The following is a 20,307-nucleotide window of genomic DNA, read 5'->3' on the forward strand; positions in this document are numbered from 1 at the left end:
ACGGCTTTTCTATAAGGGTTTGAAAATTTCTGACCCCATTTCAACTGTAACCACGTGAGCGCTCGTTGCTATAATTCTCATTTTCTGGTTTTTTTCGTTCTAAATGTCACAGTTAAAGTACCGATGCAACAACAAACAATTCCCGGAATTATTGGCGGATTGGGTCCCTTGGCACATATCGAATTTGAACGGCTGCTGATCGCTTTAAATTCCGCCCGGGGTGCCAAAGGCGATCGCGATCACCCCGTGTGGATTTTGATCAACGCCACCGACATTCCAGACCGGACTCAAAGTTTGCTGGGAAAAGAACCCAGTTGTACCCCCGGTTTGGTAAAATATTGTCGGATGCTGGAGGGGGCGGGAGCCAATTTTGTGGTGATTCCTTGCAACACTTCCCACGGATTTCACGATGCCGTCCAATCTCAGATCGAGATCCCCTGGATTCATCTGATGAAGACAACGGTGACGTTTATTAAACGTCGCTATCCAGATTGTCAAAAAGTCGGTATTTTGGCGACGACCGGAACATTGACAGCCTACCTGTATCATGATAGTTTGGAAGCCGCCGGACTGAGAGCGATCGCCCCCCTTCCCGACTCCCAATTGCAGCAGGACATTATGAATGCCATTTACCATCCGGTTTGGGGCATCAAAGCCACGGGAATTAAAATCTTGGCCCCCCCCATTAAAATTTTGGAAAATGCCCTGATTTGGTTGGAAACTCAGGGGGCAGAATTGGCGATCGCTGGCTGTACGGAGATTTCGGTGGCCCTCGCCCGATTCAAATACCAAAACCTGACCGTCGTCGATCCCCTGGAAATTCTTGCCGATCTGACGTTGGATTTCGCCTGGGGCGATCGAAAGGTTCCCGAAATTATTCGAGAATCTCAGACTTAGTGATGCCAAGTGGCATCGGTGCGTTTCGCGAAACGCAGCGACTAAAAACTCTCCGAAGGTGTTGAAATTTCTAGGGTGGGGGAGTTGGCGGTTTGGGGTGATGAAGATTGAATATCCGCGATCGCCGCAGTGGCCGCAATTCCCGTGTGGACGATGCCCAAAGTGCGGAAGGGATCGATAATTGGGTCGATCGCAATTAACAGCACCAGTATCGCTTCCAAGGGCAAACCCAGCGGTTTCAAGACCAAATCCAACAGCGTCAGCGTCAAAATTCCCGTCGCCCCCGCCGTCGCCATCCCCGCCAAAATTGAAGCGATAATAATAATGAGAAAACTCGACAAGTTTAATTGATAATTATAAAGTTGGGCCACGAAAACGGAAGTCGTGGCAAAATAAGCCACCGGACCGAATCGACACACCGTAATCGCCAGGGGTGTCACCAAATTGACCGTCTGTCTGTCAAACTTTAACGTTTCGGTTAACGCCGAAATTGAAGAGGGCAGGCAGGTGAAACTGCTGCGAGTTGCCAAAGCCAAAATCGTCGGTTCTTTTAAACTCATCAAAACCGTCCACAAAGAGACACCCGCATTTTTCCAAATCACCAGGGTACTCAGCCCGTATATAACCGCAAAAGCTAAAATTGTAATCAGCACAAAATTTTGCATGGCGATCAAAATGCCAAAGCCGGTGGTCGCCATCTGAGAAGCCAAAAGAAAACACAGGCCGAAGGGCAAGAATATGATGATCCAATCGATCAATTTTTTAGCCGCAGTAAAGACCGTTTCTAAAATTCTAAATACATCTTCCTTCGCCGATTCTTTTGAATATCCCATCGCGATGCCAAACACGATGGAGAAAAATAAGATTTCCAGAGAATTACCTTCACTCAAAGATGAAAAAATATTGTCCGGAACCAAGTTGAATAAAAACGATATTAACATGGGTTCTTCGGTGACTTCGGGAGTGAGTCCACTCAAAGAAACCTGCAAATCCAACTCGGAGGTATTCACAATTACCCCCAAAGCGGTCAAGGTCGAATCATCTAAATTTCCCCCCGGATTCGTTCCGATCGCCACCACCGCACCGATCGCACTGACTCCCACCAACCCCATCCCAAAAACAATCAGAATCCGTTTCACATATTTATTCGCTTCATGACTGCCAATCAGCTTTCCCACACTCATCGTTATCGCCGAAAATAACAGTGGCAAAACGCACATTTTCAGCAGGGTCAGATAAAGGGTTCCGAAGGGAGTCAGCAGCAGTGCGATGTCCTTTTGAAAAATTCCCAAATATAATCCAATCAGAATTGCCGGCACGATAGACCAGGGATTTCGCACTATTTTTATGAAACCCTTAAAGGTGAATATTTTGTTTTTTTTCATGGTTCAATTTTTCTCCGGTTTGAGTTCCATTTGCAGGTTCAAAAAAATCCGAGTAATCTGCCAATAATTGACCGACAGTATAACTTTTATCGGTCATTGTCAAGTATAAATTAACGAACTCTAACAAATGATAGCTAGACCAAGGCAAGGCGATCGCGATCGGATCTTGACTATCGGTCAGGGCGACCGTTTGAAAATTCAAAGCGGCATTGGGTTGGTTGATGAGAATCTTTTTGACTTCCAACTCATCCCGGTAAGCCGCCAATATATCCCCCCGGATCGCTCCCTCGATCAGATCTTCCCAACTGGAATATCTCACAATTGTCGCCTTCGGGAATTTCTGCTTCGCAAATCCCTCGTAGGAAGAACCATTGATTACACCCATTCTTCCTTCAAAATCCTTTAAAAAATCGACAATATCTTTATTTTGAGCCGCCTTTTTCAACTGCAATCGATTCAATAAAAGACCGTGACGCATGGTCAAATAAGGGTTAGAAAAAGAAATAATTTTCGCCCGTTGAAAAGTCTGGCTGAGTTTGGAAATTGCCAAATCTGCTTCATTTTTTGTGACCAGATCGACCACTTCATTAAACGTTTTGGCGCTGCGATTGAAGCGCAATTTTACCCCCAGATTGTCGGCTAATCCCCGGGCAATTTCGACATCCAATCCTTCCAGTTTACCCCCTTCATTTGTAACAAAAAATGGTGCGATATCATTGGCGATTGTGGCGACGATCAACTCCCCGCGATCGACGATTTTTTGAATATCAGGAGAGAGAAGTTGTGTGGACGGCTCATCTTGGGGAACTTGGGGAACGGAGACTGGGACACCTCCGAGCAACCTCCACGTTTCCCGGTCAATTTCCCCCGTCGCCTCCAATCCCGAACTGAGTTGAAAGTTGTAAACCGCCTCTCGGGTTTCCTCTCCGTAAACCCCATCGATCGCCCCCAGATAATACCCTTTCTGCTTCAATCGAGTTTGCAGTTGGATAATCTCCAATTCTTCCCCATTTTCTTCTGCTTGCAAAGTGCCGGTGCTTTCAACTTCTGCGATCGCTTCAGTCGGTTGCGAAGGTGGAGGTGTCGCCGAGTCTTGCCCTCGGACCAAGGGTGTGACCATCAAAATCGTTCCCACTGCGATCGCCACCAGTGTCAAAACGATAAATTTCCATTTGTGAAGGTTTGGCATAGAGTGAAGCTTTGGGTTTGATCAAAATGGTACAACACTGTTGCGTCATCCGCACGACCGAACCCATGCCAACGCCAGATCACATGGTCAGCTATCCCATCCCGGCAAAATTGAGGACGGCTATTCTTATTGAAACTTTACAATACTCGTACCCAATCCGAAATTCGAGAGATCTTGGCAACTCTCACCCCAGCCGAGGTAACAAACCGGATCGGATACGAATATATAGCACTCGCCTACTCAACCGTCACCGATTTCGCCAAATTCCGCGGCTGATCCACATCCAATCCCCGCCGCGCCGCGATGTGGTACGCCAACAATTGTAGGGGAACCACCGTCAAAATGGGCGACAACAATTCGTCCACTTCCGGGACGGGCAATAAATCATCAAAAATTTCGACAGACTCCGGCACGTCCTTCGGTGTCACCCCGATCAGTCGCGCATCCCGGGCCTTCGCTTCCTGGGCGTTGGAAATCACCTTTTCGTAAACCGAACCCGGCATCGCGATCGCCACCACCGGTACCTTATCATCCAACAGCGCGATCGGGCCGTGTTTCATCTCCCCCGCCGGATATCCCTCCGCGTGGATATAACTAATTTCCTTCAATTTCAACGCCCCTTCCAAAGCGATCGGAAAATTGATCCCCCGACCCAAGAAAATGAAATCCTGCGTCTCGCTAAACTCATGGGACAGTTCTTCAATATCTCCCGCGTCGGCACTCAACATCAACTCAATTTGACCGGGCAACTGTCGCAACCCGCTGATAATGTCCTGAATGCGGGCCGGCGCCAGCGTCTTCCGCCGCCAAGCCAAATCCAACGCCAACAAATAAAACGCGATCAACTGGGCCGAAAATGTCTTCGTCGCCGCCACGCCAATTTCGATCCCCGCCCGAGTATCGATCAGGTGAGGAACCATTTGACCCAAAGAACTCTCCGGGCGGTTGGTAATTCCCAACAGACGGGGGGCGAACTCAGGCGCAGCATTAATCCGGCGCTGCTGTTCCATCGCCAACGCCGCCAGGGTGTCCGCCGTCTCCCCGGACTGGGTGACGCCGACAGTGAGGGTGTTGGGGCGCAGGGGGATGGGCGCGTAGCGGGCCTCCGAGGCGTACTGCACCGTCGTCGGCAAATCCGCCAACTGTTCGAGCAGGTATTTGCCCACCAAACTGGCGTGCCAACTCGTCCCGCAGGCGAGAATCTGCACCTGTTCGAGGCCGTCGCACAGGGCACCGGGCAGGTTCAAATTGATGGGAGAGGGAATTGCCGTTTTCGATTTCCCTTTAGTCGTTTCCTCCCCACCCTGCCAGTCGTCGTGGATGTAGGCGTTGAGACAGTCCCGCACCACCCCCGGTTGCTCGTGGATTTCCTTGAGCATGAAGTGCTTGAAGACGTGCTTTTCGACCAGGGACGGACTCCAGTTGAGGATGCGGGGCATTTTGTTGAGGCGGGAACCGTCGAAGCCGTACACTTCCACCCCCAAATGGGTCAAACGGGCCAGTTCGCCGTTATCCAAACTCAGCACCGCCTGGGTGTAGGGGACCAAAGCGGGGGTGTCGGAGGCGCAGAAAAATTCCCCCTGTCCCAAACCGATGGAGATGGGCGCCTGTTGGCGGGCCACCAGCAACTCGCCGGGATGGTCCGCGCACAAAACGGCGATCGCAAAAGCCCCCTCCAACCGGTTCACCGCCTTCCGCACCGCATCGAAAAACTCGGAGGGCGAACCGGGTTCCGGTTTGGATTGGGTGGATAAAATCTCCGAAATCAAGTGGGGAATCACTTCCGTATCGGTGTCGGATTTGAACTCGTGTCCCTTCCCCTTCAACTGCTCCCGCAATTCCCGGTAATTTTCGATAATCCCATTTTGAACCACCGCAACCCGCCCGTGGGTGTCGAGTTGTGGGTGGGCGTTGTGTTCCTCCGGCTTGCCGTGGGTGGCCCAGCGGGTGTGGCCGATGCCGATGCGGGCCGGCATTTCCACCTGGGCCAGTTTATCCCGCAAGTTGTAGAGCTTGCCCTTGGCGCGGATGTAGTGAATTTTTCCTTCCCAGACCGTGGCCAGCCCTGCGGAGTCGTAACCGCGATACTCCAGCTTTTCCAATCCCGACAGTAAAATCTCCGTGGCGGCTTGGGTGCCGATGTAACCAACAATTCCACACATTTGGCTGTAGCTCCTCAAGGGTAGACAATCTGGGTTTCACCCCATACGGTAATATACCGTCAAATCTTGCGGCGATCCGGTTCTCTCCCCTCCCCAGGGAGGAGACTGGAGGAATGTTCACAAATTGTAAGCGATACCCAAAAAAAAGAGGGAGCGAATCGCCCTCTCTATAAATGTTGAACCTATAACAAGTGGAACTGACAAATCGCGTTGGTTCCCCAAAGCGTTTGCTTTTTCGGCCATCGGGCCGGCTTTAGTAGGCCAGACCCATGCTGCGGGTGGTTTCGGCGCCGAGGTAAACCCGGACGCTGAGGAAGTCGGTGGGACAAGCCGTTTCACACCGCTTGCAGCCGATGCAATCTTCGGTGCGAGGGGAGGAGGCAATTTGGCCCGCCTTGCAGCCGTCCCAAGGAACCATCTCTAAGACGTCCAGAGGGCAGGCCCGAACGCACTGGGTGCAGCCGATACAGGTATCGTAAATTTTGACGGAATGAGACATTGAATAAGTTCTCCCAAAGATCTCAGGTGTGACCGCATCTACAAGGGATGTAGATTAAACGGCTATCTTCAAAGCTGGATTATCGTATATCTTCGATCACTTTACCCCAGTGTTTGCCCGTCAAGATACACAAGGCGACAAAACTTTAAATTCTGTAATATTTTAAAGGTGGGGTGTGGGGTGTGGGGTGTGGGGTGTGGGGCGGAGGGAGCGGAAGAAGCAGAACCCCCATTCCCCATTCCCTATTCCCTACTCCCTACTCCCTACTCCCTACAATTTCTCCAACACGGGATGGGTGGAGACGATGTGGTTGTCCAAACCCAACGCTTTGGGATCGACGCCGAGGGCGAGGGCGACGAGTTGGGGGAGGTGGAGGACGGGCAAACCGAGGGAGCGCCCGATGACTTTTTCAACTTCCGGCTGGCGGGAGTCGAGGTTGAGGTGGCACAGGGGGCAGGGCGTGACCATACAATCGGCCCCGGCCGCGATCGCCTCCTGGATGTGGGTGCCGGCCAGTTTGAAGGATTCCGTCGTCGCGTAGCTAGAAATCGGCCAGCCACAGCACTGGGTCCGGCCCCGGTAGTAAATCGGCGTGGCGCCCACGGCCCGGAACAGGTTTTCCATCGATTCCGGCTGGTAGGGGTCATCGTAGGCCAACTGGGTTTGGGCGCGGAGCAGATAGCACCCGTAGAAGGCGGCGCACTTGAGTCCCGAGAGTTTCCGGGTAACGCGGCGTTGAATTTCCTCCAGGCCGTAGTCGGCCACCAGGGCCCAGAGCAGGTGTTTCACCTCCGTCGCGCCCTTGTAGGGGGTGCAGCTTTCCTGCTGAAGCAGTTGGTTGACCTGTTCCAGGTAAGCCGGGTCGGCGGTTTGAGACTCCTTGAGGCGTTCGTCCACCCGGCCGATCACCCCCTGGCAGGTGCTGCAATGGGTGAGCAGGGGCAATTGCAATTCTTCGGCCAGGGCGATGTTGCGGGCGTTGACCGTATCTTCGAGCAGTTGGGAGTCCTCCTTGAAGGTTCCCGACCCGCAGCAGGAGGCCTTTTTCAACTCCACCAACTCGATTCCCAGGGTGCGGGTCAAAATTTCTGTCGATTGGTAGAGTTCCCGGCAGGCCCCCTGGGCGACGCAGCCGGGGAAATAGGCGTATTTGAGCGTTTGAGATGGCATGGCAGTGGTGTTCTCCGCTAACACGGGGGTCGATCGCGCCCCTGGATCTATCATCCCTCGGAAAGGGGCGATCGGCAGTGGAAAAAACCCTGAAGGTTCCCTCCCTGCCCCCTGGCGGGGCACAGCGGTTCCCCCGACCCGGGCGGCGGCGGTGCCAGTCACAAAAGTGGCAAATCATTATCGCGGGGATCGCGCTTTCAGATAAGATGGTATACGCGACATCCAAAACGAGGAACCATTTAGATTATGAGTGCAGACACCCTGGAGAAAGTCAAAAAAATTGTTTCCGACCAACTGGAAGTTGATGCAAACCAAGTGACTCCAGATGCCCGCTTTGCCGATGACTTGAACGCAGATTCCTTGGACGTAGTGGAACTGGTCATGGCGTTGGAAGATGAATTCGACATCGAAATCCCCGACGAACAAGCGGAAAAGATCCTCACAGTTGAAGACGCGGTCAACTATATCGACAGTCAAGTTGCCGCGTCGGCCTAAGCCACTCTATCTCGGACACTGAATCTCGGCGATCGCTTTTCTCGCGATCGCGCGCCGGGGACGTTCCGGTTCGGATCATATAACCTTTTCGTGAGCTCCGCCACCCCATCGGCATCGTCGTTTGAAGGCTGGCGGGTTTGAGGGCCAGCAACTTCACCTGTGTCCTGCATTCTGGGTGGTTAACTTTTTGAAAAAAAATCATGACTGATATGAACCGCAAGCGCGTTGTTGTTACAGGTCTGGGGGCAATGACTCCGATTGGCAATACCATTGCCGAGTATTGGGAGGGACTGCTGGCCGGACAGAACGGGATCGGCCCGATCACCTTATTCGATGCGTCACGGCACGACTGCCGCATGGCCGGCGAAGTGAAGGGATTCGACCCCTGCGATTACATCGCCCGCAAAGAAGCCAAGCGCATGGACCGGTTTGCCCAATTTGCTATTGCCGCGAGCAAACAGGCGCTCGCAGACGCGGAATTTGTGATTGACGACCTGAATGCGGACCAGGTGGGGGTGATTATCGGGACGGGCATCGGGGGTTTGAAAGTCCTCGAAGATCAGCAAGAGATCTACCTGACCCGCGGCCCCGACCGGTGCAGCCCGTTCATGATTCCGATGATGATCGCCAACATGGCCGCCGGACTCACCGCCATCCACACGGGAGCCAAGGGCCCCAACACCTGCCCGGTGACGGCCTGCGCGGCGGGATCGAACGCCGTGGGCGATGCGTTTCGATTGATCCAGCGGGGATACGCCCGGGCCATGATCTGCGGCGGCACGGAAGCGGCGGTGACTCCCCTTTCCGTCGCCGGATTTTCTGCAGCCCGGGCGCTCTCCACCCGCAACGACGACCCGGCCCGCGCCTGCCGCCCCTTTGACGTGGGGCGGGACGGCTTCGTGATGGGAGAGGGGGCTGGAATTCTCCTCCTCGAAGAATTGGAATACGCCCGCAGCCGGGGCGCCAAGATTTACGGCGAGATCGTCGGTTACGGCATGACCTGCGATGCCTACCACATGACCTCCCCGGTTCCCGGCGGCACGGGGGCGGCTAAGGCGATCGCCCTGGCCATGAAGGACGCCGGACTCACCCCCGACCGCATCAGCTACATCAACGCCCACGGAACCAGCACCCCCGCCAACGACCCCACGGAAACCGCGGCCATCAAGACGGCCCTGGGCGAACAGGCCGACAAGGTCGCCGTCAGTTCCACCAAATCCATGACCGGCCACCTGCTGGGGGGTTCCGGCGGCATCGAGGCGGTGGCCACGGTTTTGGCGATCGCCAACGACAAAATTCCCCCCACCATCAACCTGGAAACTCCCGATCCCGAATGCGATCTGGATTACGTCCCCAACCAGAGCCGCAGCCAACCCGTCGAGGTGGCCCTCTCCAACTCCTTCGGCTTCGGAGGCCACAACATCACCTTAGCCTTCCAGAAGTATCGAGAAAACGAATAGGAGTCGGCTAACGTGTGAACCCGTCAGATCTGTAACGACGCGGCTCGGACTGCGCTATCAACGCCTAGGGCCGGGAAATTTTCCCGGCCCTGGGCGTTGAATCGTTGCGCGGGCCAAAATTAACAATTATTAATTGTTAATTATTAATTATTAATTGTTAATTGATCCCGTTTCTCGACCGTCGGCAGGGCGATCGATTCGACGGCGGGGGTGTATCCGAGCCACTGCACCGAGAGGTTGGCGAACTGTTCGGGGGCGCCACTCACGCAAAACCGGGTCGGCCGCGGGAGGTGGGTATTTCCCAGACCGAGCAACTCCAATTCCTGGACGACCGCCGCCACCAAATGCACCGCCGGATCGACCAACTCGACCGAACTGGGGAGGAGCGATCGCAGCACGGGGGCCAGGTGGGGATAGTGGGTGCAGCCGTAGATCAGCGTATCGATGCGCTGTTCGATCAGGGGAGTCAAATACTCCCGCGCCACCTCGTAGGTTTGGGGGTCGTGAATCCGGTTGTGCTCGATCAGTGGCACGAAGGCCGGACACCCCACCTGCCACACTTGTACGCCGGGATTCATTTCTTGAATCGCTTGGCGGTAGGCGTTGCTGGCGGCGGTGGCGGGGGTGGCGATGACGCCGATGCGTTCGCCCCGAGTCAGGGCGGCTCGGGCTCCGGGCAGGATCAGGCCCAAAATGGGGATCTCGAATTCGGACTGCACTGTTTCTAGGGCGAGGGCGGAACTGGTATTGCAGGCCATCAACACCATTTTTACGTCCTGCCCGACGGCCCAAGTGATGATTTCGCGGACGAACTGCACGATCTCTTCGGGCGATCGCGTGCCGTAGGGCAGCCTCGCCGTATCGGCAAAGTAAAGAATCGATTCGTTGGGGAGTTGTCGGTACAGCTCCCTCAACACCGTCAGTCCTCCCACACCACTGTCAAAAATTGCAATTTTCTGTCGTCTTTTATCCCTTGTCATGGTTACTCGGCAGTCATAAATTATGTTTCGGCTTTCGGGCGTCCCCCGTCGGGCGGACGGGGAAGGGTTCGCCGTCGGAATACGAGCTTCGCCAAATGCCACCGCGATCGCCTCACCGATCTCGATTTGAATTACTCTAATACACCCCGAGCCGTTTCAACAGTTTCTCCGGCGATCGCGACAGATTCACCCCTCCGGGCCCAAATGCCACCGAAACTCGATCTGATTTCTCCGGCCCGAGAACCCCCCTCCGGATTTTGTGATCATTTCTTGATATGGCTTGTCAACTTGAAGTCATTATGAGTATGATTAAGGCAGTGAGATCGAGATGCCCACATGAAGGTTCAGGACATACCGCTCAAACAAATCCGGCGACCCTTGCCCCGGGCAACCGACCCGGAAAAAGTGCGATCGCTCATGGAATCCATCCGGGCGATCGGGTTGCAAGAACCCATCGAAGTCCTGGAAGTGGACGGCCAGTATTACGGATTCTCCGGATGCCACCGCTTTGAGGCCTGCAGCCACATAGGCCAGGAAACCATCCGCTGCAACGTGCGCCGGGCGCCCCGTTCCGTTTTGCGGAAGCATCTGGCTTAAGATAGATTCATCAAGGTCCACAACCGAATAAAATTTAGAAATTTGTCGGATTTTTCCGGATTACATCACCAACACTCAGTCGGAGTCAGCGATCATGACCAGCACGAAAGCAAAAACGCGATTCTACTCCACCCGCATCGATCTGCCGGAGGACACCCGCTCCCAAATCGTCGCCATTCTCAACCAGAGCTTGGCCGACACCCTGGACCTCAAAACCCAGGTGAAGCAAGCCCACTGGAACGTCAAGGGGATTCACTTCTACCAACTGCACCTGCTGTTTGACGAAATGGCCGGCGAATTGGAAGGATACATCGATATGTTGGCCGAGCGAGTCACCACGTTGGGGGGCTACGCGATGGGAACGGCCCGCATCGCCGCGAGCCAGTCCGCCCTGCCCGAATATCCCCTCGACATCGACGACGGGCGGGATCACGTGGTCGCCCTAGCCGATCGCTTCGGCCCCTACGCCAAATCCCTGCGGGAGGCGATCGGCAAAACCGACGACCTCGGCGACGCGGACACCGCCGACCTGTACACCGAAATTTCCCGCACCGTCGATATGCGCCTGTGGTTCTTGGAAGCGCACCTCCAGGGCGGCGGCGATACCGGAAACGGCAGCAAGTAGACCCGATCTGAGTTAGGCTCGAAATCGAGGTCTCGTATTGTCAATTGTATGGATAGGTTGCCGCCAACTGAGTATACCCCCCGGTTGCAACGCCTGATGCAACAGGCGGGGTTTTCTAGTCTCAGAGAATTGAGTCGGGCGTCCGGGGTCGGGGAGTTGCAGTTCTTTCGGCTCTGCCAGGGATTGGCTTTGCAAACTCGGGTGGAAATTCTGATCAAGATCGCCGCGGCGCTGCAAATTTCCCTGGCGGAACTCCTGGCCGCCTTCACCCCGGACGGCGGGGAGTTGGCCCCCCAGGCGGATTCGAGTCAGGAACTGCGACGGGAATATCGGCGCGTGCAGGCCGAACTGGAGCAACTGCGGGAGTCCCTGGCGGCGGAGTTCCAGGGGGCGAGTTTGCAGACGTTGGAATCTTGGCTCCTGCAGTGGCCGACGGCGGCCCAGAAAGCGCGGGAGAATCCCCAATTGGCCGCCAAAAATTTGCTGCCCCTGTTGAAACCCGTCGAGCGACTTGTGCAACAATGGGGGGTGGAGATCGTCGCGCCCGTCGGTTCCCGAGTTTCCTACGATCCGCATCTACACCAATTGATAGAAGGAACCGCAAAGCCCGGGGATGCCGTCGTCGTGCGGTACGCCGGCTACCGACAGGGCGATCGACTTCTCTACCGCGCCAAGGTCGGCCCGGAACGATGAAAATTGAAAGATGCCGTTAGAGTGCGGAAACGAAAGTGCAATGGGAAATCCGCCGCATCCAGTTTCCGATCGCTCGAATCGTCCTTGAAACGGAATTTCTGATTTTCCGGCGGGCATTTGGCTCTCGGCGCATTTCAAAGTTATACTAGCGGAATCGGGCGAGTCATTCTTATGCTTCAATCTCAAAAAAATATGAGTTCTGATGTTCAAGTCCTGCAACCAGAAGGCATTTTAGACGGTACCAAAGCGCGCGAATTCCGTCAAGATATTGCTCGGCTGGTTGAAAAGGGAGCCGAAACGATCTTGATCGATTTTCAAGATGTCACGTTCATGGATAGTTCGGGTCTGGGGGCTCTGGTGTTGGCGCTCAAAACCGTGAGGGCAGCAAATAGTAAATTGGTGATTTGTTCGATCAATGAGCAAATTAGAATCCTGTTTGAACTGACCAGTATGGATCGGGTGTTCGAGCTGTTTGAAAGCCGAGAGGAATTTGAACGCCAACGAGAGTCTCACCGCTAATTTTTCAGATTTCGTTGATTTTTTCAAGCCCTTACTCCCTTCTTTCTATTTTCTCCGTCGGGTTGGTATCGTCCGCACTCGGGGCTGTTATCTTCGACCGTTCTTTTCGGTATCGAACGGCTGCTTTTTTCTCCCCAATTGGGAGACTCAATTTGAGGGTCGGCAGCGCCGAATCGGTGGCTGCCGCGCTGTTTTTGTATCGAGGAGAAAGCCGTCAGTGATCAGCCCTCAGCCGAAACGCTGATACCTGAAAGCTGAAAGCTGAAAGCTCCTCTTCCCTCGCACCCGGCCTGACGCCGATCGCCTCCGTTAAAGGGGTCTGTCCGGTCAATTACCGGATCTGATCGGATGGGCGATTTTTTCTATTTTCGGCGACATTGAGTCTAGAAAAAACTGATTTTTAGGAGGGAGAAATCGTCGTCGAAGGGTTGGTTTAAATTCATGGATTTGACCCGATCGAGAATGGAGGTCAGGCTCCCGGGTTGAAAGTCATTGTATCGAATCAGCGCTTGAATGAAAGAATCCAGGCCCCAAATGCTGCCGTCGGGCTGGTGAATTTCATAAACGCCGTCGCTAAAAATATAAAGATTGCTGTTGTTTTCGATGTGACAGTGGGCGTCCGTATATTCCGCTTCTAAAAACATTCCCACGGGCATTCCGGGGGTTTTCAAGCGCTGAATTTTGAGTTTGTTGTTGTGGCGGCCGGAGAGGAGGATGGCGGGGGGGTGGCCGGCGCTGGCATAGATCAGTTGGCGGGAAATGCGATTGTAAACGCCGTACCAAATGGTAAAATATTTGTCGTTTTGGTAGGTCATCTGGAAGGTGGTGTTGAGCGATCGCAACACGTCGCTGGGTTGGTAGTAATTGATGTTGGGAATAGCCCGCGATCGCAACAAATTCAACACCGAAACCGAGGGCAAAGCGGCCCGGAGCCCGTGTCCGGAGGTGTCCAAGAGATACATCGACAAAGAGTCGGAATCGAGCCAGAAATAATCGAAACAGTCGCCCCCCAACTGCCGGGACGGAATGAACTTGGCTTCCACCCGCACCGGATCTTCGAGGGGTTCGGGGAGGAGCGATCGCACGTATTCCGCCGCCTCCGACAACTCCGTTTCCAACAGTTGCTTTTGGGTTTGCAGGTCCCGGCTGAGTTGGTGGAGTCGCAGCCCCGCCCGCACCCGGGCATACAACTCGTTCATTTCAATGGGTTTGGAAATGAAATCGTCCGCCCCCGCGTCGAGCCCCTTGACGCGATCGCCCACCGCCGTCAGAGACGTCAGCAAAAAGAATTGGGTCGTGGATAATTCCGGAGTCGCTTTCACCTGCCGGCACACTTCGATCCCCGTCAGTCTGGGCATGATCCAATCGCAAATCATCAGCGCCGGACGCAATTCTTTTGCTTTCTGGATGCCTTCTTCACCGTTGCTCGCCACCGCAACATCGTAACCCTGCTTTTTGAGCGTTCTTTTGAGCAGTTCCCGAATTACAGTATCATCGTCAATCACTAAAATTTTAAACATGGGAGCTGAAGTTCAAACAGTTTTGGGTCAAGATTGGAAAGCAACGTTCTCAGCCATCTCGGGCATAAATAGAGTATAGTCTAATCAGATGATGCCTCGATCGCACTCTCCGAGAAGTTAGCAGCCGTGCTAAATTGAGATGTAAACTCGTTTGTGGCCCGGACATCACTGTGTTACATTGTCATATCAAGCGTGATTCAATTTGAAGGTTCTGAACCGATTTCTGTCCCCCGCACGATCCGGTTTCAAACCCCCACAAATTTAGATCAGTTGGCGGATGTCCTGGGGTGGTTCGCCCAATGGCATCCGCCCTCAATTCCGGAATCGGTTTGGCTGCGCTGCCAACTGGCTTTGGCGGAAGGATTTACCAACGCCGTGCGACACGCCCACCGGGAATTTTCTCCGGACGTTCCGATCGAAATTGAGGTCAGCCTATCGGCGGAAATGATCGAAATGCGAATTTTCGATCGCGGCTCACCCTTCGACCTGGAACAGAAACTCCGCGAGATGTCCCCCAAAACCGACCGCACCGCCACGGGGGGGCGGGGTTTGAAACTGATGCGGGACATCGCCGACGAGTTGAGTTATCGGCGCACTCCGGACGGCCGCAATTGTCTGGCGATCGTGAAATACGTCGATCCGCCACCCAAATGTTAGCCCGCCCGCCTAAACAGGAGCCAGGGGGTTGAGCCATTGCAGCACTTCCCGCTTCAGCCGGTACAGATCCCGGTACATCTCCTGCTTCAACCACTGGGAGAGCGCGTCGATGGGGGTGAACACCTCGCCCACGACGGGCCAGCTCATATCCTGCCCCAAAGGAGTCTGGTGGTCGCCACCCAACTGTTGCAGGGTGACGAGTCCGGGAAACCGCCGGTCTAAAATCCTGTGCAGTCCCGCCGTCTGGTCGATGGTATCTTTGCTGAACCGGACCAGCAGATTCCGCCGGACTTGATAGCGATCGCGGATCAACCGGTTCATCTCGTCCGGCGTGGGGGTAAATTCCACTGGCATCACCGACGACAACTGTTCCACCAGGGGGATCGACTGGCGGGCGGCGTAATTGTTGAACGAGATCAAAATATTTCCGGCCCGCCGCACCGAATATAACGACCCGATCAGCAGGTGCAACTTGCACCCCATGCTGTGCCCCATGCCGTAGATCGGCAGCCCCCGCCGTTTCAGCCGCCGGGTGGCAAATAAGTCCTCCAAACCGTCCTCGAAGGTCCACAGCACATCGCGGGCGATCGTCCCGTGGTCGAGGGTGTTGACGAACGGCGTCGCCACCACGGCGTATCCCTGGCGGGCTACTTGTTCCAACAGCCACCGATAGGTCAGGTGGGGGGCCGAAGCCACGAACGCCCCCCCCAGAAAATGCACGATTCCCTTCGGTTGCGGCGGAATCAGAACCCAATTATCGGAAATTTCCAGCCAATCCATGAATCACTTCGCCAGCGTAAGATTTGGTCAACTGTCCCGGCACCCCGGGCAAAATGGGAAAATTCTGCTTTTCCCCGCCAAGCCGGATGACGACTACAATAAAAAAGATTCAATCGTATTGTTACACAACTGCTCCGCCGTGTCTTCCAATTCTCCGCTTTTGATCCTCGTTGACGGCCATTCCCTAGCCTTTCGCGCCTACTACGCCTTCGGTAAAAGTCGGAGTGGGGGCTTGCAAACGGCGGCGGGAATCCCCACCAGTGTCTGTTTCGGCTTCCTCAAATCCCTCCTGGAGGTCATCCAAACCTACAAACCCGAGTCCGTGGCGATCGCATTCGATCGCGCCGACCCCACCTTCCGCCACGAAGCTGACGCCACCTACAAAGCCGATCGCGCCGAAACCCCCCCCGATTTTATCGAAGATGTCGAAAACTTGAAACAGCTCCTCGAAGGGTTCCGCGTCCCCATTTTGTCGGTGAAAGGTTTTGAAGCGGACGACGTTCTGGGAACCCTCGCCGAACGGGGCAGCGCGGCGGGTTATCAAGTCAAAATTTTATCGGGCGATCGCGATTTATTTCAACTTGTCGATCCCCAAAAACAGATCGCCGTCCTCTATTTGGGGCACGGAAAAGGCAGCACTCCCCAGGAATTTACCGCCGAAAAGGTTTATGAAAAATTGGGGATTACTCCCGAACAGGTTGTCGATTATAAAGCACTGTGCGGCGACCAATCCGATAACATTCCCGGCGTGCGCGGCATCGGCGAAAAAACGGCGGTGAAACTGCTGTCACAATACGGCACTTTGGATAAAATTTATAATTCTTTGGATGCGATCGGGGGTGCGATCGCCAAAAAACTCCGGGAAGGCAAAACCGAAGCCTACCACTCCCAGCATATGGCGAGAATTGTCGTGGATGTCCCCCTCGAACTCGACTGGGAAGATTGCCAACTGACGGGATTCGATCGCGACACCATTATCCCATTATTGCAGCGCCTCGAATTCCAATCTTTTATCGATCAAATCAATCAGATCCAGCATCAATTCAACGGAACGGTGGAAGTCGAAAAAAACATCGACATTTCCGAACCCGAAGACGGAGATACCTGGTTTTTCAGCGCCGCAGATACCGAAAAAAACAATAACCCCAAAATCGACAATTCCATCCGACCCCAAATTATTAAAACTCCGGATACCTTAGAAACACTAATCCATCGCCTCCAAACCCACACCGACGCCCAAAAACCCGTCGCCTGGGACACGGAAACCACCGCCCTCGAACCCCGCGACGCCAAACTCGTCGGCATCGGCTGCTGTTGGGGAACCGAACCCTCCGATATCGCCTATATTCCCCTCAATCATCCCACAGAAGAAACCCTGCCGCAAGACACAGTTTTAGATGCCCTCCGCCCCATTTTGGAAAGCGAAACCCATCCCAAAACTTTCCAAAACACAAAATTCGATCGCCTCATCTTTCGGGCCCAGGGAATCCAACTCAAAGGCGTGGTTTTCGATACGATGTTAGCCAGCTACGTTTTGAACCCGGAAGAATCCCACAATTTGACAGACTTATCCCTGAGATATGTACCCGATTTGGGAGTCGCCGCCAAAAGCTATAGCCAACTCGTCCCCAAAGGCAAAACCATCGCCGATCTGGATATCGCCACCGTCGCCAACTACTGCGGTTTGGACGTTTACACCACTTATCATATCACCCAAAAATTGCAAGACATCCTGAAACAATTTCCGAAATTAGATGACTTGCTGCGGAACGTCGAACAGCCCCTCGAACCCGTCCTGGCGGAGATGGAATATACCGGCATTCGCATCGATAGCGACTATCTCAATAATCTCTCAAAACAGTTGGGAAAAACCTTAGAAGAACTCGAAAAACAAGCCCACGCCGATGCCGGGGAATCCTTCAATTTGGGTTCGACTAAAAAATTGAGCGAATTATTATTCGATAAATTGGGATTGGATCGGAAAAAAAGCCGAAAAACGAAAACCGGCTATTCCACCGATGCCAAAGTGTTGGAAAAATTACAAGGCGATCATCCGATTATTGATAAAATTATCGAATATCGAACCCTGTCAAAATTGAAATCAACCTATGTGGATGCCTTACCGGAATTGGTGCGATCGGATACCGGGCGAATCCACACCGACTTCAACCAAGCGATCGCATCCACGGGGCGTTTATCCTCCTCCAATCCCAACCTGCAAAATATCCCCATCCGCACCGAATTTTCCCGCCAGATCAGAAAAGCCTTCATCCCCGAAGCCGGCTGGATGTTGGTATCGGCAGACTATTCTCAAATCGAATTGCGAATCCTCGCCCACCTGAGTCGAGAACCCGTCTTAGTCGAGGCTTATAATACAAATCAAGATGTCCATACTTTGACAGCAAAACTGCTATTTGAACGGGACGAAATCACCTCCCAAGAACGTCGCCTCGGCAAAATTATCAACTTCGGCGTGATCTACGGAATGGGGGCGCAGCGATTTGCCCGAGAAGTGGGAGTCAGCCAAAGCGAAGGAAAGCTATTTATCGAACGTTTTAACAAACAATATCCCGGCGTGTTCAAGTATTTAGAATCGCAGAAAGAATTGGCACTGTCTCAGGGTTACGTCGAGACAATTTTGGGGCGGCGGCGTTATTTTGAAATGCTGAAAGGGCGCGATCGCGATCGCCTCAACTACAAAGACGAACAGATATTGCGGGCGGCAGCCAACGCCCCCATCCAAGGTTCCAGTGCCGATATCATCAAAATCGCAATGATTAAATTGGATGAAATCCTCAAAAATTACCAATCAAAATTATTGCTGCAAGTCCACGATGAACTCGTCTTTGAAATCCCCCAATCTGAATGGAAAGAACTCGAAATTCAGATTAAATCAACCATGGAAAACGCCCGCTCATTATCCGTCCCCCTGCTGGTAGAAATCCACGCCGGAGACAACTGGATGGAAGCCAAATAATGGTCGCGATCGTTGTGGCGCTTGGGCTCAAAAATGCACTAAAGCGCCACAACAAATCACCGGCAAATTAAATCTGTGAAATCTGCGAAATCTGCGGATTTTTTCACTGCATTCTATCCAAAGTCCGATACTGAATCGCCTCCCCGACATGATTCGCCTTCACATCCTCATCCCCCGCCAAATCCGCAATAGTGCGGGCAACTTTCAAAATGCGATCGCTCGCCCTCGCCGACAACCCCAACCGCCGAATCGCCGCTTCAAGCAACTGACACCCCGCCTCATCCGGGCGGCACCAGCGCTGAATGTGGCGGCTCTGCATCTCCGCATTACACTGTAAATGATCATACTCCCGAAATCGATGATAAGCGCGATCGCGACCCTTTTGCACCCGTACCCGTATCGGTTCCGATCCCTCCCCCTCCGACTGGCGGGTAATTTCCTCCGGCTTCAATCGGTTCACCGCCACCTGCAAATCGATGCGGTCCATCAGCGGACCCGACAATTTCGCCCAATACTGTTCGCGCTGTCGGGGGGAACAGGTGCACGGCTGAATCGGATCGCCGAAATAACCGCAGGGGCAGGGATTGGTACTCGCCACCAAGGTAAATTGGGACGGAAACACCACCGAAAGCCGAGTCCGCGTCACCGTCACAAACCCATCTTCGAGGGGTTGGCGCAAAAATTCCAACACATTGCGCTTAAATTCCGTCAATTCATCCAAAAACAAAATACCGCGATGGGCGAGGGAAATTTCCCCCGGTTTCGGATAGCTACCGCCGCCGACTAAAGACGGTCCGGACGCCGAATGGTGGGGGCTGCGGAAGGGGCGATCGCTCACCAAAGTTCCCCGATTTTTTAACAGTCCCGCCACCGAATGGATGCGCGTCACCTCCAACGCCTCCTCGAAATTCAAAGGTGGCAAAATCCCCGGCAACCGCCGCGCCAACATGGTTTTACCGCTCCCCGGCGGCCCGACAAAAATCAAATTATGTCCCCCCGTGGCGGCGATTTCCAGGGCGCGGCGGGCGTGGGCTTGCCCCTTGACATCTTTTAAATCTAAAGTGGGCGATCGCCGTTCGCTCAAAACCGCTTCCCCGTTCAATTTCACCGGTTCGTAGGCGTCCGGATTGCCCAGAAAATCCGTCACCTCGAAAATCGACTTGAACCCATAAACCGAAATCCCCCGCACCACCGCCGCTTCCCCGGCGTTGTCCTCCGGCACCACCAACCCGGCGATCCCCATCCGTTCCGCTTCGGCGGCGATCGGCAAAACCCCCGCCACGGGCCGCAAACTGCCGTCGAGGGACACCTCCCCCAAAAACAGGAAATCCCCCAGCAGATCGGCTCTCACCTGTTCGGAAGCGGCCAAAATGCCGATGCTGATGGGCAGATCGAAACTCGGCCCCTCCTTCCGCAAATCGGCGGGGGTGAGGTTGATGACGATATTCCGCATCGGAAAGGCGTACCCGGCATTTTTCAACGTAGCCTTCACCCGTTCCCGCGACTCCTGTACGGCGGTATCCGGCAATCCCAACACCACGATTTTCGGCAGTCCCCCCGAGATGTCCACCTCGACGCCGACTTTCACCGCGTCGATGCCGACCACCGACGCACTCCAGACCCTGGCTAACATAATTAAATTATATTTACGATTCGTCCGTCTCTATTTTCGCCGATCGGCGGGCGATCGTATAATAGCGAA

At 54.0% G+C, this 20,307-nt stretch carries 18 protein-coding genes; 9 read left to right on the forward strand and 9 right to left on the reverse strand.

All coding sequences use genetic code 11. From position 1 onward, the window contains the following. Positions 1 to 123 precede the first annotated feature (123 nt). Positions 124 to 897, forward strand: a complete 774-nt coding sequence (locus tag AC0QHF_RS16075; protein WP_324705244.1) for an aspartate/glutamate racemase family protein — start codon at positions 124 to 126, stop codon at positions 895 to 897. Between the two features lie 41 nt (positions 898 to 938). Here AC0QHF_RS16075 and AC0QHF_RS16080 read toward each other — a convergent pair whose 3' ends face one another. From AC0QHF_RS16080 to AC0QHF_RS16100, 5 genes are all read right to left on the reverse strand, one after another. Further along, positions 939 to 2,216 (reverse strand): dicarboxylate/amino acid:cation symporter, encoded by a 1,278-nt coding sequence (locus tag AC0QHF_RS16080; protein WP_324705245.1) that lies wholly within the window; start codon positions 2,214 to 2,216, stop codon positions 939 to 941. A gap of 37 nt (positions 2,217 to 2,253) precedes the next feature. Further along, positions 2,254 to 3,471, reverse strand: a complete 1,218-nt coding sequence (locus tag AC0QHF_RS16085) for a peptidoglycan-binding protein (RefSeq protein WP_324705246.1) — start codon at positions 3,469 to 3,471, stop codon at positions 2,254 to 2,256. Positions 3,472 to 3,707: 236 nt separating this feature from the next. Beyond that, the gene (gene glmS / locus AC0QHF_RS16090) at positions 3,708 to 5,633 is read right to left on the reverse strand and encodes a glutamine--fructose-6-phosphate transaminase (isomerizing) (protein ID WP_324705247.1); all 1,926 of its coding nucleotides are present in this window, start codon (positions 5,631 to 5,633) and stop codon (positions 3,708 to 3,710) included. A 253-nt stretch (positions 5,634 to 5,886) separates the two neighbouring features. Then, the gene (gene psaC, locus AC0QHF_RS16095; protein ID WP_006616272.1) at positions 5,887 to 6,132 is read right to left on the reverse strand and encodes a photosystem I iron-sulfur center protein PsaC; all 246 of its coding nucleotides are present in this window, start codon (positions 6,130 to 6,132) and stop codon (positions 5,887 to 5,889) included. Between the two features lie 270 nt (positions 6,133 to 6,402). Further along, positions 6,403 to 7,302, reverse strand: a complete 900-nt coding sequence (locus AC0QHF_RS16100; RefSeq protein WP_324705248.1) for a CoB--CoM heterodisulfide reductase iron-sulfur subunit B family protein — start codon at positions 7,300 to 7,302, stop codon at positions 6,403 to 6,405. Between the two features lie 246 nt (positions 7,303 to 7,548). On the opposite strand from AC0QHF_RS16100, the gene acpP reads away from it, so the two are divergent. Further along, positions 7,549 to 7,797, forward strand: a complete 249-nt coding sequence (acpP, locus tag AC0QHF_RS16105) for an acyl carrier protein (RefSeq protein ID WP_324705249.1) — start codon at positions 7,549 to 7,551, stop codon at positions 7,795 to 7,797. A 200-nt stretch (positions 7,798 to 7,997) separates the two neighbouring features. Further along, positions 7,998 to 9,257 (forward strand): beta-ketoacyl-ACP synthase II, encoded by a 1,260-nt coding sequence (fabF, locus tag AC0QHF_RS16110; protein ID WP_324705250.1) that lies wholly within the window; start codon positions 7,998 to 8,000, stop codon positions 9,255 to 9,257. Positions 9,258 to 9,400: 143 nt separating this feature from the next. Here the strand turns inward: fabF and murI are convergent, their stop codons facing one another. Further along, the gene (murI, locus tag AC0QHF_RS16115) at positions 9,401 to 10,237 is read right to left on the reverse strand and encodes a glutamate racemase (protein ID WP_324705251.1); all 837 of its coding nucleotides are present in this window, start codon (positions 10,235 to 10,237) and stop codon (positions 9,401 to 9,403) included. Between the two features lie 336 nt (positions 10,238 to 10,573). On the opposite strand from murI, the gene AC0QHF_RS16120 reads away from it, so the two are divergent. The 4 genes from AC0QHF_RS16120 to AC0QHF_RS16135 all read left to right on the forward strand — a co-directional run bounded on the left by AC0QHF_RS16120 (position 10,574) and on the right by AC0QHF_RS16135 (position 12,671). Then, entirely contained in the window at positions 10,574 to 10,834 is a 261-nt protein-coding gene (locus tag AC0QHF_RS16120; RefSeq protein ID WP_324705252.1) for a sulfiredoxin, read from the forward strand. A gap of 94 nt (positions 10,835 to 10,928) precedes the next feature. Beyond that, positions 10,929 to 11,459 (forward strand): DNA starvation/stationary phase protection protein Dps, encoded by a 531-nt coding sequence (dps, locus tag AC0QHF_RS16125; RefSeq protein ID WP_324705253.1) that lies wholly within the window; start codon positions 10,929 to 10,931, stop codon positions 11,457 to 11,459. Positions 11,460 to 11,507: 48 nt separating this feature from the next. Continuing rightward, entirely contained in the window at positions 11,508 to 12,152 is a 645-nt protein-coding gene (locus AC0QHF_RS16130) for a helix-turn-helix domain-containing protein (protein WP_324705254.1), read from the forward strand. Positions 12,153 to 12,323: 171 nt separating this feature from the next. Beyond that, a complete protein-coding gene (locus AC0QHF_RS16135; RefSeq protein ID WP_324705255.1) occupies positions 12,324 to 12,671 on the forward strand; it encodes an STAS domain-containing protein in 348 nt (115 codons plus the stop codon). A gap of 383 nt (positions 12,672 to 13,054) precedes the next feature. Here AC0QHF_RS16135 and AC0QHF_RS16140 read toward each other — a convergent pair whose 3' ends face one another. Next, positions 13,055 to 14,191 carry a PP2C family protein-serine/threonine phosphatase gene (locus tag AC0QHF_RS16140; RefSeq protein WP_324705256.1) on the reverse strand — a complete coding sequence of 379 codons (1,137 nt, stop codon included), beginning with the start codon at positions 14,189 to 14,191 and terminating at the stop codon, positions 13,055 to 13,057. Positions 14,192 to 14,383: 192 nt separating this feature from the next. Between AC0QHF_RS16140 and AC0QHF_RS16145 the strand changes: the two genes are divergently transcribed. After that, on the forward strand, positions 14,384 to 14,848 hold the full coding sequence (locus tag AC0QHF_RS16145; protein ID WP_324705257.1) for an ATP-binding protein: 465 nt from the start codon (positions 14,384 to 14,386) through the stop codon (positions 14,846 to 14,848). Positions 14,849 to 14,857: 9 nt separating this feature from the next. Here AC0QHF_RS16145 and AC0QHF_RS16150 read toward each other — a convergent pair whose 3' ends face one another. After that, positions 14,858 to 15,628: a DUF1350 family protein gene (locus tag AC0QHF_RS16150; RefSeq protein ID WP_324705258.1), complete on the reverse strand. Its 771-nt coding sequence runs from the start codon at positions 15,626 to 15,628 to the stop codon at positions 14,858 to 14,860. Between the two features lie 139 nt (positions 15,629 to 15,767). Here AC0QHF_RS16150 and polA point away from each other — a divergent pair, with 139 nt between their 5' ends. After that, on the forward strand, positions 15,768 to 18,605 hold the full coding sequence (gene polA, locus AC0QHF_RS16155; protein WP_324705259.1) for a DNA polymerase I: 2,838 nt from the start codon (positions 15,768 to 15,770) through the stop codon (positions 18,603 to 18,605). A gap of 103 nt (positions 18,606 to 18,708) precedes the next feature. On the opposite strand, the gene AC0QHF_RS16160 is transcribed toward polA, so the two are convergent. Further along, positions 18,709 to 20,238: a YifB family Mg chelatase-like AAA ATPase gene (locus tag AC0QHF_RS16160; RefSeq protein ID WP_324705260.1), complete on the reverse strand. Its 1,530-nt coding sequence runs from the start codon at positions 20,236 to 20,238 to the stop codon at positions 18,709 to 18,711. Positions 20,239 to 20,307: the final 69 nt, after the last annotated feature.

This window comes from Lyngbya sp. CCY1209 (assembly GCF_055795065.1).